This is a genomic window from Streptomyces sp. NPDC038200 (assembly GCF_055600785.1).
In genome coordinates this window covers 1-17,697 of sequence record NZ_JBVJYH010000043.1, presented here as the reverse complement: position 1 = coordinate 17,697, position 17,697 = coordinate 1, and the positions used below count along the sequence as shown (strand labels likewise).

The window sequence follows — 17,697 nt, the reverse complement described above, 5'->3', positions numbered from 1 at the left end:
GCCACCACGTCCACGACGGCACCCGACGCGCCCAGCTCGGCCACGAGTTCCTCGGCACCACCACGACGGCTCAGCAACACCAGCCGCCGCACACCATGCACGGCCACCAGATGCCGGGCCACCAGGGCACCGAGCACGCCGGTGCCACCCGTCACCAGCACCACGTCGTCCGCGCCGAACGGCACATCGCCGTCCGTGCGGTCGGCCGCACGCGTCAGGCGCGGTACGAGCAGGTCGCCGTCGCGGACGGCGAGTTGGGGTTCGCCGGTGGCGAGCGCGGCCGGGAGGGCGGCGGTGTCCTCGGAGGTGGCCAGGTCGGCCAGGACGAAGCGGCCCGGGTGCTCGGACTGGGCGCTGCGCAGCAGACCCCACACGGCGGCACCGGCCAGGTCGGGCACGGTGTCGCCGGGTGCGGCGGCGACGGCGCCGTGGGTGACCACGACGAGCGGGCCGGCCGGCCGGTCGGCGGCGAGACGCTCCTGGAGCCGCGCGAGGACGGCACGCGTGGCGGCCCGGACGGCCTGCGGGTCGGTGCCGGCGGCCGGCAGCGTGAGCAGGGTGACGTCGCCCTCGGCCGGGGCGGCTTCGGCGGGGTCGGTGATCTGGGCACCGGTGGCCCTGAGCGCGTCGGCGAGCCGGTCGGCGCCGGGGCCGAGGACGGTCCAGCGCGCGGTGCCGGCCGCGGCGGCCGGGCGGGGTTCCCACCGTACGCGGTGCAGGGCGTCGGTCGTGGTGCTGCCGCGGACCTCGGTGGCCGGGCGCAGGCGGAGGTCGGTGACGGTGACGACGGGGCGGCCCGTGGCGTCGGCGGCGGTGAGCGCGACGGCGTCGGGGCCGGTCGGGGTGAGCCGCACCCGCAGACGGCGGGCGCCGGTCGCGTGCAGACGGACGCCGGTCCAGGTGAAGGGCAGTCCGCCGTGCTCGACCAGGCCGCCGAGGCCGAGGGCGTGCAGCGCGGCGTCGAACAGGGCGGGGTGCAGCAGGAAGCCCGGCTCGTCGGTGTCCGCGGGCAGCTCGACGTCGGCGAGCAGGTCGGTGCCGTGCCGCCAGGCCGCGCGGACGCCGCGGAATGCGGGGCCGTAGCCGAAGCCGGCCGCGGTGAGCTGGTCGTAGAGGCCGTCGACGGGGAGGGGGTCGGCGTCGGCGGGCGGCCAGGCGGCGGGCTCCGGGGCGGGCTCGGGGTCGGCGGGGGCGAGGCGTCCGGTGGCGTGGCGGGTCCAGGCGGTGCCGTCCGCGAGCGGGTCGTCGGGCCGGGAGTCGACGGTGACGGCGCGGTGGCCGTCGCGGTCGGGGGCGTCGACGTGCACGCGGAGCCGGACGGCGGCGGACGCGGGGATCGCGAGCGGGGCGGTGAGGACCAGTTCCGCGACGGTGCCGCAGCCGAGGCGGTCGCCCGCGGCGGCGGCGAGTTCGGCGAGGGCGGTGCCGGGGAGTACGGGCGTGCCGAGGACGCTGTGGTCGGCCAGCCAGGGGTGGGTGCGGGCGGACAGCGTGCCGGTGAAGACGACGGCTCCGGCGGCGCCGGGCCGGCCGGCCGGGTCCGCGGTGGCGTCGGCGGGCAGTTCGACGGCGGCGCGCAGCAGCGGGTGGCCGACGGTGCCGAGGCCGGCCGCGGGGAGGTCGTCGGCGGGGGCCGCCGCCAGCCAGTAGTGCTGGTGCTGGAAGGCGTAGGTGGGCAGGTCGACATGGCGGGTGCCGGGGCCGAGGAAGGCGGCCCAGTCGACGGGCGCGCCGTGGGCGTGGATCCGGGCGAGGGCGCCGACCAGGGTCTCGGGCTCGGGGCGGTCCGCGCGGGCGGTGGGTACGGCGAGCACCTCGGGCCGGTCGGGGTCCTCGGGGAGCGCGTCGGCGACCAGGGCGCCGAGGACGGCGTCCGGGCCGACCTCGACGAAGGTGTCGGCGCCGTCGTCGGCCAGGGTGCGGACGCCGTCGGCGAACCGGACGGTGCCGCGGACGTTGCGCAGCCAGTACTCCGGGTCGCGCAGTTCGGCGTCGGCGGGGGCGCCGGTGACGGTGGAGACGAACGGGATGCGCGGCGCGTCGAGGGTGACGGCGCCCAGCACGCGGCGGAAGCCGTCCAGGACGGGGTCCATGCGGTGCGAGTGGAAGGCGTGGCTGACGGTGAGCCGCTTGGTGCGGCGTCCGCGCTCGGCCCAGCGGGCGGCCTCGGCGAGGACGGCTTCCTCGTCGCCGGAGAGCACCACCGACGACGGGCCGTTGACCGCCGCCAGTGCCACCCCCGCCGGCAGGTCCAGTTCGGCCTCACCGGCCTGGACGGCGACCATGGCGCCGCCTTCCGGCAGCGCCTCCATCAGCCGGCCGCGGGCCGCGACCACGACGACGGCGTGCCGCAGGGACAGCACGCCCGCGGTGTGGGCGGCGGCCAGTTCGCCGACGGAGTGGCCGAGGACGAGGTCGGGGCGTATCCCCCAGGAGCCGAGCAGTGCGGTCAGCGCGGTCTCGAAGGCGAACACGCCGGCCTGCGCGTACAGGGTGCGGTCGAGGTCGGGACCGCCTTCGGTGATCACCTCGCGCAGGGGGCGGGGCAGTACGGCGTCGAACGCCGTGCACACCTCGTCCCAGCCGGCGGCGAACGCCGGGTAGGCGGCGGCGAGTTCCTCGCCCATGCCGGCGCGCTGGGAGCCCTGGCCGGTGTACAGGAAGGCCGTGGTGCGGTCGGAGCGGGCCTCGCCGGAGACGGCGGCGGGCGCGCCGGCGGCCAGGGCGGCGAGGCCGGCGCGCAGCTGCTGTGCGTCGGCACCGAGGACCGCGGCGCGCAGCGGCAGGGCGGCGCGGGTGGTGGCCAGGGCGGCGGCCACGTCGAGGGGGTCGGCGTCGTCGGACAGGCCCGCGGCGAGCCGTTCGGCCTGGGCGCGCAGGGCGGCCGGGGTGTGGGCGGACAGCAGCCAGGGCACCACCGGGTGTGCGGTGCGGGGGGTGTCCTCGGCGGCGGCCGGTTCGGGTGCCTGTTCCAGGACGATGTGGGCGTTGGTGCCGCTGACGCCGAACGCGGACACCGCGGACCGGCGGGGTGCCCCGGTGTCGGGCCAGGACCGGTTGTCGGCGAGGAGTTCGACGGCTCCACGGGACCAGTCCACCTGGGGGGTGGGCTCGGTGGCGTGGAGGGTGCGGGGCGCGACGCCGCGGCGCATGGCCTCGACCATCTTGATGACGCCCGCGACGCCCGCGGCGGCCTGGGTGTGGCCGAGGTTGGACTTCACCGAGCCGAGCAGCAGCGGCCGGGGGCGCTCCTGACCGTAGGCGGCGAGCAGGGCCTGGGCCTCGATGGGGTCGCCGAGCCGGGTGCCGGTGCCGTGGCCTTCCACGACGTCCACGTCGGCGGGGGTGAGCCGGGCGTCGGCGAGGGCCTGCCGGATGACCTCCTGCTGGGAGGGGCCGTTCGGCGCGGTGAGGCCGCTGCTGGCGCCGTCGGAGTTGACGGCGGAGCCGCGCACGACGGCGAGGACGCGGTGGCCGTTGCGGACCGCGTCGGACAGCCGCTCCAGCAGGAGCACGCCGACGCCCTCGCCCCAGCCGGTGCCGTCCGCGTCGGCCGAGTACGCCTTGCAGCGGCCGTCGGGGGCGAGGCCGCGCTGACGGGAGAACTCGACGAACACGCCGGGGGTGGCCATGACGGTCACACCGCCGGCGAGCGCCATCGAGCACTCGCCGGCGCGCAGCGACCGCACCGCCCAGTGCAGGGCGACGAGCGAGGAGGAACAGGCGGTGTCGACCGTGACGGCCGGGCCCTCCAGGCCCAGCACATAGGAGATGCGGCCGGAGACGACGGCGGTGGCGCCGCCGGTGACGAGGTAGCCCTCGGCGTCCTCGGGGACGCGGGCGCCGATCCCGTATCCCTGGCTCCAGGTGCCGACGAACACACCGGTGCGGCTGCCGCGCTGGGCGTGGGGGTCGATCCCGGCCCGCTCGTAGGCCTCCCAGGCGGTCTCCAGCAGCACCCGCTGCTGGGGGTCCATGGCGCGGGCCTCGCGCGGGGAGATGCCGAAGAACGCCGGGTCGAAGTCGGCGGCGCCGGTGAGGAAGCCGCCGCGGTCGGTGTAGCTGCGGCCGGTCCGCTCGGGGTCGGGGTCGTGGACGCCGAGGTCCCAGCCGCGGTCGTCGGGGAAGCCGGTGATCAGGTCCGAGCCGGCCGCGACCGCGTCCCACAGCCGCTCGGGCGAGTCGATGCCGCCGGGGAAGCGGCAGGCGGTGCCGACGATCGCGATGGGCTCGTCGGCGGCGGCCGTCAGCGAGCGGTTGCGGCGACGCAGCCGCTCGGTCTCGCGCAGCGAGCTGCGCAGCGCCTCGACGAGTTCTTCGTTGGTGTTGCTCATGCTGTTCGTGATCCTCAGTTTCCGCGGGGGCGCTCGTCGTGCGCGATCCTGATCAGGTCGTCGATGCTCATGTCGTCCAGCGCGTCCATGAGCTCGTCGGAACCGTCGTCCTCGGGTCCGTCCGCGGGGTCGTCGGCGGGGTCGTCGGGGGCTGTGTGCTGCTCGGCCGGGCGGTCCTGGGGCGGTACGGCGACGCCTGCCAGGCGGGCCAGTTCGTCCAGGAGTCCGGCCTGCCGGAGCCGGTCGAGGGGGATGGCCGCGATGGCGCTGCGCACGGCGTCCTCGGGGTCCTCGGGGTCCGGTGCGGTGTCCGGCGCGGCGGGCCGGGCGCTCTCCGCGGCCCGGACTAGGGGGGCCAGCTCGGACAGGAGGTGGCGGGCCAGCGCGGCCGGGGTGGGGTGGTCGAAGACGGTGGTCGCGGACAGCCGCAGCCCCGTGGCCTCGGTGAGCCGGTTGCGCAGTTCGACAGCGGTCAGCGAGTCGAAGCCGAGATCCAGGAAGCCGCGTGCGGTGTCCACGGCGGTCGCCCGGGCGTGGCCCAGCACCGCGGCCGCGTTGCGGCGTACGACGTCGAGCACGGCCCGGCGGCGCTGTTCCTCGCCCAGGCCGGCCAGCCGTTCCGGCAGCGCGGGCTGGGTCTCGGCGGCCTCGCGGGCGGGGCCGGCCGGGCGGCGCACCAGGTCGCGCAGCAGGGCGTGCGGCGGGGTGCCGGTGCGGGCGGTGAGCGCCGCGGTGTCGAGACGGAGCGCGGCGAGGGCGCCGGCTCCGGTGCGGCAGGCCGCGTCGAGCAGCGCGAGTGCCTCGGTGGCCGCCAGCGGCCGGACCCCGGCCCGGCTCATCCGGGCGCGGTCGCCGTCGCTCAGGCCGCCGGTCATGGCGCTCTCGGCGGCCCACGGCCCCCAGGCGAGGGAGACGGCGGGCAGGCCGCGGGAGCGGCGGTGCTCGGCGAGCGCGTCCAGGGCGGTGTTGGCGGCGGCGTAGTTGCCCTGGCCGGGGGCGCCGAACGTGCCGGCCGCGGAGGAGAACAGCACGAACGCGGACAGGTCGCTGTCTGCGGTGAGTTCGTGCAGGTGCCAGGCGGCGTCGGCCTTCGGGCGCAGCACGGCGGCGAGACGCTCCGGGGTCAGCGAGGCGAGCGTGCCGTCGTCGAGGACGCCGGCCGCGTGCACCACCGCGGTGAGCGGCGGCTCGATGTCCGCGAGCAGCGCGGCGAGCGCGTCCCGGTCGGACACGTCGCAGGCGGCCACGCGGACCCGGGCACCGGCGGCGCGCAGTTCGGCGGCAGTGGGGGTGTCGACGCCCTGCCGTCCGACGAGCACCAGGTCGCGAATGCCGTGCTCGGTGACGAGATGGCGGGCCACGAGGCCGCCGAGGGTGCCGGTGCCGCCGGTGACGAGGACGGTGCCGTCGCCGTAGGGGGCGGTGGTGAGGACGAGCTTTCCGGTGTGCCGGGCCTGGGCCATGAACCGGAACGCCTCGCGGGCACGGGCCATGGGCACGCTCCGGACCGGCAGGTGGGCGAGGTCGCCGGCCGCGAGCCGGTCCAGGAGCTCGGTGAGCATCTCCTGGATGCGGTCGGGGCCCGCGTCCGCCAGGTCGACGGCCCGGTAGGTGATGCCGGGGGTGCCGGTGCGCAGGTCGGTCTTGCCGAGTTCCACGAACCGGCCGCCCGGCCGCAGCAGGCGCAGGGACGCGTCCACGAACTCCCCCGCGAGGGAGTTCAGCACGACGTCCACCCCCGGGAACCACTCCGCGAATCCGGTGTCCCGCGACGACGCGATGTGCGCCTCGTCCAGACCGGCCGCCCGCAGCACCCCGTGCTTGCCGGGGCTCGCCGTCGCATACACCTCGGCACCCAGCAGCCGGGCCACCTGGACGGCGGCCATGCCGACACCGCCGGCCGCCGCGTGCACCAGCACCCGGTCCCCCGCCCGGACCCGGGCCACGTCGTGGAGGGCGAACCAGGCGGTGAGGAACGCGGAGGGCACCGACGCGGCCCGGGTGAAGCCCCAGTCGTGGGGCAGGGGCGCGAGCAGGCGGTGGTCGGCGACGGCGGAGGAACCCATCGAGCCGGGCAGCAGCCCGAACACCCGCTCGCCGGCGGCGAGACGGGTCACGCCGGGACCGGTCTCGGTGACCACGCCCGCCGCCTCGATGCCGAGCGGCTGCGGTGCGCCGGGGTAGAGGCCGAGCACGCTGAGGACGTCCCGGAAGGTCACGCCGACCGCGCGGACGGCGACCCGTACCTCGCCCTCGGCGAGCGGGGCGCCGGCGTGGGGTGCGGCCGTCAGGCCGTCGACGGTGCCGGTGCTGCCGGGCCGGAGCCGCCAGCCGCCGTCGGGCAGGATGAACGCGTCGGCGCCGGCCCGGGTGAGCCGGGGCGCGCTGACCGCGCCGGACCGCACGGCGACCTGCGGTTCCCCGCTGTCGAGCGCGGCGGGCAGGGCCCGGGCGGAGGCGTCGGTGGCGTCCAGGTCGGCGAGGACGATCCGGTCGGGGTGTTCGGTCTGGGCGGACCGCACCAGACCCCAGACGGCACGGGCGGCCGGGTCCGGGGACTCCTCGGCGGACAGCGCGAGGGCGCCGCGGGTGACCACGGCGAGGCGGTGCGTGCCGCTCGCGTCGGCCAGGACGTCCCGGAGGGCCGTCAGGACGGCGGCGGTGGCCCGGTGCGTTTCGGCCACGGGGGCGGCGGCGGGGTCGGTGATGACGGGCAGCACGAGCACCTCGGCGGAGCCGTCCGTGGCGTCGGCCAGGGCGGCGCCGGCCGCGGTGAGGCCGGCGGCCAGGACGGGGTCGGGGGCCGTCAGGGCGAGGCGGCGGGCCGGTGCCGTGCCCTGCTCGACGGGGACCCAGGCGGTCTCGAAGAGCGCGTCGGGCACCGCGGGGGCGGCGGGCGGGCGCAGCCGCAGGGAGCCGACGGCGGCCACCGGCAGCCCGTCGGCGTCGAACAGGTCGACGGCGAGGGCGCCTTCGGTGCCGGCCCGGGAGAGCCGGGCGCGTACCGCCCGGCTGCCGGGGGCGAGGACCCGCACCCCGGACCAGGCGAACGGCAGTCCGCCGTGCGCCGGGTCCGTGATCAGGCCGCCCACGCCGATGGCGTGCAGGACCGCGTCCAGCAGCGCCGGGTGCAGGGGGCAGCGGTCGGCGTCGGGGACGCCGGCGGGCAGCTCGGCCTCGGCGAACACCTCGGCCGCCGGGCCCTCGCCGCGCTCCCAGGCCGCGTTCAGGCCCTGGAAGGCCGGCCCGTAGCCGAAGCCCGCGTCCGCCAACCGCCCGTACAGGGCGCCGAGGTCGGCGGGCCGGGCGTCCGCGGGGGGCCAGGGGCCGGCGACCGCGGGCTCGCCGGGCACCTCACCCACCGCTCCGGTGGCGTGCCGGGTCCAGTCGCCGTCGCCGGTGCGGGTGTGCAGGGCGATCGCGCGGCGGCCGTCGGCCTCGGCGGCGCCGACGGTGACGCGCACCTCCACGGCGCCGTCGGCGGGCAGGACGAGGGGGGCTTCGAGGATCAGTTCCGCGACGCCGGGCGCGTCCACCTGGCCGGCCGCGGCGAGGGCCAGGTCGAGCAGGGCGGTGCCGGGCAGCAGGGCGCTGCCGCGCACGGTGTGCTGGGCCAGCCAGGGGCGCGCGGCGGGCGAGAGCCGACCGGTGAGCACGAGGCCGCCGTCGGGCAGGTCGATCACGGCGGACAGCAGGGGGTGCCCGGCCGCGGCCGTGCCGGTGCCGGCGTCGGCGGGCAGCCAGTAGTGCGCGCGCTGGAAGGCGTAGGTGGGCAGCTCGACGGGGGTGCCGCCGCGGCCCGTGAAGTAGCCGGCCCAGTCGACGGGCAGGCCGTCGGCGGCGGCGCGGGCCAGCGCGTCGGCGAGGGTCTCCGGTTCCGGCCGGCCGGCGCGCAGCAGGGGTACGGCGAGCGGGTCGCGCTCGTCGGCCTCCGCGGGCGGCAGGCTGCTCTGGGCCAGGGCGGTGAGCACTCCGTCCGGGCCGACTTCCAGGTACCGTACGGCGCCCGCGGCGGCCAGGCCGCGCACGGCGTCGTGGAAGCGGACGGTCTCGCGGACGTGCCGGACCCAGTAGTCGGGCGTCCGGGCCTCCTCGGCCGTCAGCGGGCGGCCGGTCAGCGCGGACACGACGGGGACGGCGGGTGCCTGCGGGTCGAGGGCGGCCACGACGGCCCGGAACTCGTCCAGCATGGGCTCCATCAGCGGGGAGTGGAACGCGTGGGACACCCGCAGGCGGCGGGTCCGGCACCCCTCGGCGGCGAGCCGGGCGGCCACCTCGTCCACGGCCTCCTCGCGGCCGGACAGCACCAGGGCGCGCGGGCCGTTCACGGCGGCGAGGCAGACGTCGTCGCCGAGCAGGGGCCGTACGCGGTCCTCGTCGGCCTCCACGGCGACCATCGCGCCGCCGGCCGGCAGCGCGTCCATCAGCCGGCCGCGGGCGGCGACCAGGGCCGCCGCGTCCGGCAGGGAGAGGACTCCGGCCAGGTGCGCGGCGGTGATCTCGCCGAGCGAGTGGCCGGCCAGCAGGTCGGGGGTCACCCCCCAGTGGCGCAGCAGCGCGGCGAGGGCGACCTCGACGGCGAACAGCGCGGGCTGGGCGTAGGCCGTGCGGTCGAGTACGTCGGCGGGGCCGGACAGCACCAGGTCGCGCAGCGGGCGGTCGAGGAGGCGGTCGAACTCGGCGCAGACCGCGTCGAAGGCGTCGGCGTAGGCGGGGTGGGCGGCGTACAGGCCGGCGCCCATGCCGACGCGCTGGGCGCCCTGGCCGGTGCACAGGAACGCGGTGCGGCCGGGGCGGGCGGCGACGGGCCGGGCCTCGGCGAGGGCGTCGAACAGCGCCTCGGTGTCGCTGCCCGAGGCGGCGACGCGGTACTCGAAGGCGGTGCGCGTGGTGGCGAGGGCGCGGGCCACGGCGACCGGGTCGGGGTGTCCGGCGAGGTCGGCGCGCAGCCGCCGCACCTGGGCGCGTACGGCCTCGGGCGTACGGCCGGAGACCAGCCACGGGACGGGTCCGCCGTCCCCGGCCGGCGCCGCCTCCTCGGCGGGCGGGGCCTGTTCCAGTACGACATGGGCGTTGGTGCCGCTGACCCCGAAGGAGGACACGGCGGCCCGGCGCGGCACCCCGGTCTCGGGCCACTCGGTGGTCTCGGTGAGCACCGAGACCGCTCCCCTGGTCCAGTCGACCTGGGTGGAGGGCCGGTCGACGTGCAGGGTGGCGGGCAGCACGCCGTGGCGCAGCGCCATGACCGTCTTGATGAGGCCGGCGGCGCCGGACGCGGCCTGGGTGTGGCCGAGGTTGGACTTGACCGAGCCGACCCACAGCGGGCGGTCGCGGTCCTGGCCGTAGACCGCCTGGAGGGCCTGGGCCTCGATGGGGTCGCCGAGCGCGGTGCCGGTGCCGTGTGCCTCGACGGCGTCGACGTCGGCCGGGGCGAGGCCGCCGTCGGCCAGCGCGGCCTGGATGACACGCTGCTGGGAGGGGCCGTTGGGCGCGGTCAGGCCGTTGGAGGCGCCGTCGGAGTTCACCGCGGAGCCGCGTACCACGGCGAGGACGCGGTGGCCGTTGCGGCGGGCGTCGGACAGCCGCTCCACCAGCAGCAGGCCGGCGCCCTCGCCCCAGCCGGTGCCGTCGGCGGCGTCGGCGAACGCCTTGCAGCGGCCGTCGGCCGCGAGACCGCCCTGCCGGCCGAACTCGACGAAGACGCCGGGGGTGGCCATCACGGTGACGCCGCCGGCCAGGGCCAGGTCGCACTCGCCGGAGCGCAGCGCGCGGATCGCCCAGTGCAGGGCGACCAACGACGAGGAGCAGGCGGTGTCCACGGTGACCGCGGGGCCCTCCAGGCCGAGGACGTAGGCGAGGCGACCGGAGACCACGCTGCCGGAGGTGCCGGTCAGGAGGTGGCCCTGGAGCTCGTCGGGGGTGCCGTACAGGCTGGTGAGGTAGTCCTGGCCGCCGTAGCCGACGAAGACGCCGGTGCGGCTGCCGCGCAGCGAGGCCGGGTCGATGCCGGCGCGCTCGACCGTCTCCCACGCCGTCTCCAGCAGCAGCCGCTGCTGCGGATCCATGCTGGTGGCCTCGCGCGGGCTGATGCCGAAGAAGGCGGCGTCGAACTCGCCGGCGGCGTCGAGGAATCCGCCGGTCTTGGTGAAGCCGGCGTCGGTGACGTCCCAGCCGCGGTCCGCGGGGAAGCCGGTCATCGCGTCCCGGCCCGCGGCGACGAGGTCCCACAGCCGGTCGGGGGAGTCGGCGCCGCCGGGGAAGCGGCAGCCCATGCCGACGACGACGACGGGGTCGTCGGTCGCGGCGGCCGGCGCCGGCGCGGTGGCCGGGGTGGCGGAGGGCTGCACGCCGGTGAGTTCGGCGGCCAGGCGGTCGGCGAGCGCCTCCGGGGTGGGGTGGTCGAAGACGAGGGTGGCGGGCAGGGGCAGACCGGTGGCGTCGCGCAGCCGGTTGCGCAGTTCGACGGCGGTGAGCGAGTCGAAGCCCAGTTCCTGGAAGGCGCGGCCGGCGGGCAGTGCGGCGGTGGAGGTGTGTCCGAGGACGGCGCCGGTCTCGGCGAGCACCAGGTCCAGCAGCGCGGCCGGGTCCAGCGGGTCGGCCGGGGCGGCCGGTGCCGGGGCGGTGTCCGCCGGGTCGGCTGCCTCGGGCAGGTCGGCGAGGAGCGGGCTGCGCCGGGCCAGGGTGTACGTCGGCGCGAACACCGGCCAGTCGATGTCGGCGACGACCAGCGAGGCCTCGTCCCGGGCGAGGGCGCCCGCGAGGGCGGCGACGGCGCGGTCGGGTGCCATGGCGGGCAGGCCCCAGCGGAGCATCTGGGCGCGGGCCGGGCCGTCGGACATGCCGGCGCCGTCCCAGTGGCCCCAGGCCACGGCGGTGGCGGGCAGGCCCTCGGCGCGGCGCCGGGCGGCGAGCGCGTCGAGGTGGGCGTTGGCGGCGGCGTACGCGGCCTGGCCGCTGCTGCCCCACACTCCGGCGCCGGAGGTGAACAGCACGAACGCGGACAGCCGCCGGTCGCGGGTCAGTTCGTCCAGCAGCAGGGCGCCGGTGATCTTGGCGGCGGCCACCTCGGCGAGGTCGGCCGGGGTCAGCTCGTCCAGCGGGCGGTACCGCTCGATGCCGGCCAGGTGGAACACGGCGCCGACGGGGTGCTCGGCCAGCACCCGGGTCAGCGCGTCACGGTCGGCGGCGTCGCAGGCGACCACGTCGACCCTGGCGCCCAGCGCGGTGAGTTCACCGGCCAGCTCCGCCGCGCCGGGGGCCTCGGGGCCGCGCCGTCCGGTGAGCACGAGATGCTCCGCACCGGCACGGGCCAGCCAGCGGGCCACGTGCGCGCCGAGCCCACCGGTACCGCCGGTGACGAGGGTGGTGCCGGCGGGGGTCCAGCCGGGGTCGGTCCCGACCGCCGGCGCACGGCGCAGCCGCCGCCCGAAGGCGCCGGAGGCGCGTACCGCGACCTGGTCCTCCGCACCCGCCAACGCGACGACGAGCCGGTCGGCGAGACGAGCGTCGAGCACCTCGTCGGCCGTACGGACACCCTCGCCGTCCGCACCCACCGGCCCGGCGACGAGCCGGTCGGTGGGACGAGCGTCGAGGACGCCGTCGGCCGTACGAGCACGCTCACGGTCCGCCCCTGTCGGCCCGGCGACGAGCCGGTCGGTGGGACGGTCGTCCAGGGCCCCGTCGGCCGTACGGGTGTCCCACGTCCCGTGGGCCCCGTGCGCGGTCGGCTCGGCGGGTGCCGGCAGGTCGATCAGGCCGCCCCAGCTCTGCGGTCGTTCCAGTGCCGCGACCCGGCCGAAGCCCCAGATCTGTGCGGCGGTCGGGTCCGCCGGGGTGTCCGCGGGGCCGACCGCGACGGCGCCGCGGGTGACACACCACAGCGGCAGGCCGCCGTCGGCGCGGTCGTGGGCCCGGAGGAGGGCGAGGAGGCCGGGGAGCGGGTCGGGGTCGCCGGGGCGGAGCACGGCGACGACACCGGCGGCGCCCGCGGTGAGTTCCGCGGCACGATCGGGCTCGTAGGCCGGGACGCGGGTGAGGTCCATCCGCTCCGCCAGCGCGGCGACGACGGCCTCGGACCACGGGTCGTCCCCGGTGACCGCAAGCCAGCGTCCGGTGGGCGCGCCGGCCGTCGGCGGCGGGACGGCGAGCGGGGTCCAGTCGACGCGGTAGCGCCAGGAGTCCACGGCGGCCTCGTCGGCACGCCGCTCGTGCCAGGCGGCGAGCAGCGGGTGCACGGCGGCGATCGGCGCGCGGGCGGCGGGGTCCGCGCCGAGCACGGCGGCCAGGTCGTCGGCGGAGCCGTGGACCGCGGTCCAGAACGCGCTGTCCGCGCCGCCCTGCCCGGCGGCGGCCGTTGCGGTGTCCTCCTCCAGCCAGAGGCGTTCGCGCTGGAAGGCGTAGGTGGGCAGCGGCACGGTGCGCGCCGCGGGCAGGGCCGGCCGCCAGTCGACGGGGACGCCGCGGACCGCGGCCTCGGCGAGGGAGGTGAGGAAGCGGGCGGGGCCGCCGTCGTCGCGGCGCAGCGAGCCGACGGCGAGGACCGCCGGGTCGGTCTCCTGGAGTGCCGCGGTGAGCACGGGGTGCGCGCTGACCTCGACGAAGGTCGTGAACCCGGCGTCGAGCAGGGCGCGTCCGGCCTGGTCGAAGCGGACGGGCTCGCGCAGGTTGCGGTACCAGTAGGCGGCGTCCAGGCCGGTGGTGTCCAGGGCCGCGCCGGTCACCGAGGACACGAAGACGGTGCTCGTGGCACGCGGTGTGACGGCTGCGGTCGCGGCCAGCACCTCGGCGCGGACGACCTCGACGTGCGCGGAGTGCGAGGCGTAGTCGACGGGGATCCGCTTGGCCCGCAGGCCGTCCCGCTCGGACCGGGCGAGGAGTGCGTCCAGGGCTTCGGCGTCACCGGACACGACCGTCGCGGCGGGGCCGTTGACGGCGGCCACCGACAGCCGGTCGCCCCACGGCGCGATCGCCTCGCGCGCGGCGGCCTCGGCCAGCGGCAGGGACACCATGCCGCCGCGGCCGGTCAGGGCGCGCAGCGCCCGGGCGCGTGCGGTGACCAGCAGGGCGGCGTCCGGCAGGGACAGGGCGCCGGCGACGCACGCGGCGGCGATCTCGCCCTGGGAGTGGCCGACGACGGCGGCCGGCTCCACCCCGTGCGCCTGCCAGAGGGCGGCCAGGGAGACCATCACGGCCCACAGGGCGGGCTGGACGACGTCGACGCGTCGCAGCGCGGCCGGGTCGGCCAGGACGTCCCGCAGGGACCAGTCGGTGTGCGGGGCGAGGGCGGCGCCGCACTCGTCCAGGCGGGCGGCGAACTCCGGGTACGCGTCGGCGAGTTCGAGGGCCATGCCGGTCCACTGCGCGCCCTGGCCGGGGAACACGAAGGCGACGCGGCCGGTGTGGGCGGCGGTGCCGCGGACCACGCCGGGCGCGGGCTCCCCCGCGGCGACGGCGGCCACGCCGCGCAGCAGGCCGTCCCGGTCCGCCCCGACCACGACGGCGCGGTGTTCGAACGCCGACCGGGTGGTGGCGAGGGACAGGGCGACGTCCTGGGGCCGGTCCTCGGGCCGGTCCGCCAGATGGGCGGCGAGCGCGGCGGCCTGGGCGCGCACCGCGCTCTCGGTACGGCCGGACAGCGTCCACGGCACCGGCCCCGGCGTCGCGCCGGGCGCCGGGGATGCCTCGGCGACGCCCTCGGGCGCCTGCTCCACGATGACGTGTGCGTTGGTGCCACTGACGCCGAACGCGGAGACCCCGGCGCGTCGCGGCCGGTCCCCGGCGGGCCAGGGGCGGGCCTCGGTGAGCAGGCGTACCTCGCCCGCCGACCAGTCGACCTTCGGGGTGGGGGCGTCCACGTGCAGGGTGCGGGGCAGCAGTCCGTGGCGCAGGGCGAGCACGGACTTGAGCACGCCGGCGACGCCGGCGGCGGCCTGGGTGTGCCCGACGTTGGACTTCACCGAGCCGAGCCAGGCGGGTTCGGTGCGGTTGCGGCCGTAGGCGGTGAGCAGGGCCTGGGCCTCGATCGGGTCGCCGAGGACGGTGCCGGTGCCGTGGGCCTCCAGCAGGTCGACGTCGGCGGGCGTGAGCCGGGCGTCGGCGAGGGCGGCCTGGATGACGCGGACCTGCGCCGGGCCGTTGGGCGCGGTGAGGGCGCTGCTGGCGCCGTCCTGGTTGACGGCCGAGCCGCGCAGCACGGCGAGCACGGGGTGACCGAGGCGCTGGGCGTCGGAGAGCCGCTCCAGCAGCAGCATTCCGGCACCTTCGCCCCAGCCGGTGCCGTCGGCCGCGGCGGCGAACGGCTTGCAGCGGCCGTCGGCGGCGAGGCCGCGCTGCCGGGAGAACTCCACGAAGGTCGCCGGGGACGACATGACCGTCACGCCGCCCGCGAGCGCCATCGCGCATTCGCCGCCGCGCAGCGCCCGCATCGCCCAGTGCAGGGCGACCAGGGAGGCGGAGCAGGCCGTGTCGACGGTGGCCGCGGGGCCGCGCAGGCCGAGGGTGTAGGCGACACGGCCGGACAGCACGCTGCCGGCGATGCCGGTGCCGCCGTGGCCCTCCACCCGGTGCAGCAGCGGGCGCGCGGCGGAGATGTAGTCCTGTCCGTTGGTGCCCAGGTACACGCCGACGTCGGCGCCGCGCAGGGACTTCGGGTCGACGCCGGCGCGTTCGACGGCCTCCCAGGCGGTCTCCAGGGCGAGCCGCTGCTGCGGGTCCATGGCCAGCGCCTCACGCGGGCTGATGCCGAAGAAGTCCGCGTCGAACCCGGCGACGTCCGTGAGGAAGCCGCCCTCCCGCACGTAGGACGTGCCCGCGTGCTCGGGGTCGGGGTGGTGGAGGGAGGCCAGGTCCCAGCCGCGGTCGGCGGGGAACTCGCCGACCGCGTCGCGCTCGTCGGCCAGCAGCCGCCAGAGGTCCTCGGGCGTGTGCACGCCTCCCGGGAACCGGCAGGCCATGCCGACGATCGCGATCGGTTCGGCGGCGCGTTCTGCCGTCTCGCGCAGGGTCTGGCGCGCCTGGGCCAGTTCTCCGGTGACCCACCGCAGGTGGTCGAGGAGCTTGTTCTCGTTCTCCACGTTCAGGACTTTCCGAGTTCGTTCCGAATGAAGTCGAAGATCTCGTCGGCGGACGCCGTGCTCAGCCGGCTCGGGTCCGCCGGGGACCCGGCGGGCGCGGCCGGTGCCGGTGTCCACGCGTCGAGCAGCCGGCGCAGCTCGGCGGCGACCCGGTCGCGGGTCGGCTCGTCGGCCGTGGCCGGATCGAGCCGGGCGAACCGGTCGAGATCGGTGGTCGACGGCTCGGCCGCGGCGGGCGCGAGCGCTGCGGTGAGGTGGGCGGCGAGCGCCTCCCCGTCCGGGTGGTCGAACACCAGCGTGAGCGGCAGGGTGAGTCCGGTGGCCCGGGCGAGCCGGTTGCGCAGCTCGACCGCGGTGAGCGAGTCGAAGCCGAGGTCGACCAGGCCCCGTGTGGTGTCGACGGCGGCCGGGCTGCCGTAGCCGAGGACGGCTGCGACGGCGTCGCGGACGAGGTCGAGCAGCACGCGCGCGCGTTCGCCGTCGGGCAGGGCCGCCAGCCGTTGCCGTGGATCGGACCCGCCGCCGGTCGCTCCGGGTTCGGGTGCGACGGCCCGGTGTGCCTCGGGCACGGTGGAGATCAGCGGACTGGGCCGTACGGCGTGCAGGGAGGGTGCGAGCCGGGTCCAGTCGACGTCGGCCAGCACCACGGCGGGATCACCGGAGGCGATCTCCCGGCCGAGCGCCGTCAGCGCCCGCTCCGGGTCCATCGGCAGCAGTCCGTCGCGGTCCAGGCGGCGGCGCACCTCGTCGGCGTCGGCCATCCCGCCGCCCGCCCAGGCGCCCCAGGCCACCGCGGTGGCGGGCAGCCCGGCGGCCCGGCGGGTCGCGGCGAGCGCGTCGAGGTGGGCGTTGGCCGCGGCGTAGTTGGCCTGGCCCGCGCCGCCGACCACGCCGCCGAGCGCGGCGAACAGGACGAACGCCTCCAGGCCGAGCCCGGCGGTGAGTTCGTGCAGGGTGGTGGCGCCGTCGGCCTTGGCGCGCAGCACCGTGGCCAGCCGCTCGGGCGTGAGCGAGCTGTGCACGCCGTCGTCCAGGACGCCCGCGGTGTGCACCACGGCGGTCAGCGGCGGGCCGTCGGCGGTGATCTTGTCGAGCAGGGCGCCGAGCGCGGCCCGGTCGGCCACGTCGCAGGCCTCGGCGACGGCCTGGCAGCCCAGTTCGCCGAGTTCCGCCACCAGTTCGGCAGCGCCGTCCGCGTCGGGTCCGCGCCTGCTCACCAGCACCACCCGGTCGGCGCCGGAGCGGGCGACCCAGCGGGCCGTGTGGCCGCCCAGCGCGCCCGTACCACCGGTGATCAGCACGGTGCCGGACGGCCGCCAGCCCTCCGGCGCGGCGCCCGCGGCCGGACGGACCAGCCGCCGTCCGAAGACGCCGTCCGCCCGCACGGCGACCTGGTCCTCGTCGCCGGGTCCGGCGAGTACGGAGCAGAGCCGTGCGACGGCCTGCTCGTCGGGCTCGGCGGGCAGGTCGACGAGGCCGCCCCAGCGGTGCGGTGCCTCCAGGCACAGCACCCGGCCGAGGCCCCAGATCCGGGCCTGCACGGGGTCGGCGGGTTCGCCGTCGGTGACCGCCACGGCTTGGCCGGTCACGCACCACAGCGGTGCGTCGGTCCCGGTGTCGCCGAGGGCCTGGGCGAGGACGAGCGTGCCGGCCGCCGCGTCGGGCCCCGCGGCCAGCAGGGACAGCACTGCGTCCACCGGACCGGATGCCGACACCGCCTCGGCGAGCCGGGCCCGGTCGGGCGTGCCCGGCACCGCGAGTTCGACCACGTCCAGGCCGCGGTCGGCGAGTCCCTTCAGGCACGCCTGCGCCAGTTCCGTATCCGCCCGCTCGGCCGGTACGGCCACGAGCCAGCGTCCGGCCGGCACCGCGTCCACGGCGTGGCCGAGCGGCTCCCACCGCACGCGGTAACGCCACCGCGCGGCCGGATCGGTCTCGGGACGTTCCGGGGCGTCCGGCCAGAACCGGCTGTGCTGGAAGGGATACGTGGGCAGGTCGGCGCGGCGCACGCCGGCACCGAAGAACTTCTCCCAGTCGACGGCGACCTGCGCCCGGGCGAGTCCCTCGACCAGGGCGACGGGCTCCGGCCGGCCCCTGCGCAGCAGCGGCACACCGCCTTCGGCCAGCGGGGCGAGAGTGGCGTCGGGGCCGATCTCGACCAGGGCGTCGGCACCGGCCGCACGGACGGCGACGACCGCGTCGGCGAAACGGACGGTCTCACGGACATTGCGCACCCAGTAACCCGGCTCGCACACCTCCTCCGACACCACCGCACCGGTCACCGTCGACAC

Annotated in this window: 3 protein-coding genes; all 3 read right to left on the bottom strand. The window is 77.8% G+C overall.

Annotated features, from left to right (window positions below):
- Positions 1 to 4,334 (bottom strand): type I polyketide synthase (locus tag ACZ7KF_RS41210; protein WP_471087752.1); only part of this gene is annotated, 4,334 nt, incomplete at its 3' end.
- Positions 4,335 to 4,348: 14 nt separating this feature from the next.
- Positions 4,349 to 15,406 carry an SDR family NAD(P)-dependent oxidoreductase gene (locus tag ACZ7KF_RS41205; RefSeq protein ID WP_471087748.1) on the bottom strand — a complete coding sequence of 3,686 codons (11,058 nt, stop codon included), beginning with the start codon at positions 15,404 to 15,406 and terminating at the stop codon, positions 4,349 to 4,351.
- 2 nt (positions 15,407 to 15,408) lie between these two features.
- On the bottom strand, positions 15,409 to 17,697 hold a 2,289-nt coding region (locus ACZ7KF_RS41200; RefSeq protein WP_471087745.1), incomplete at its 5' end, for a beta-ketoacyl reductase.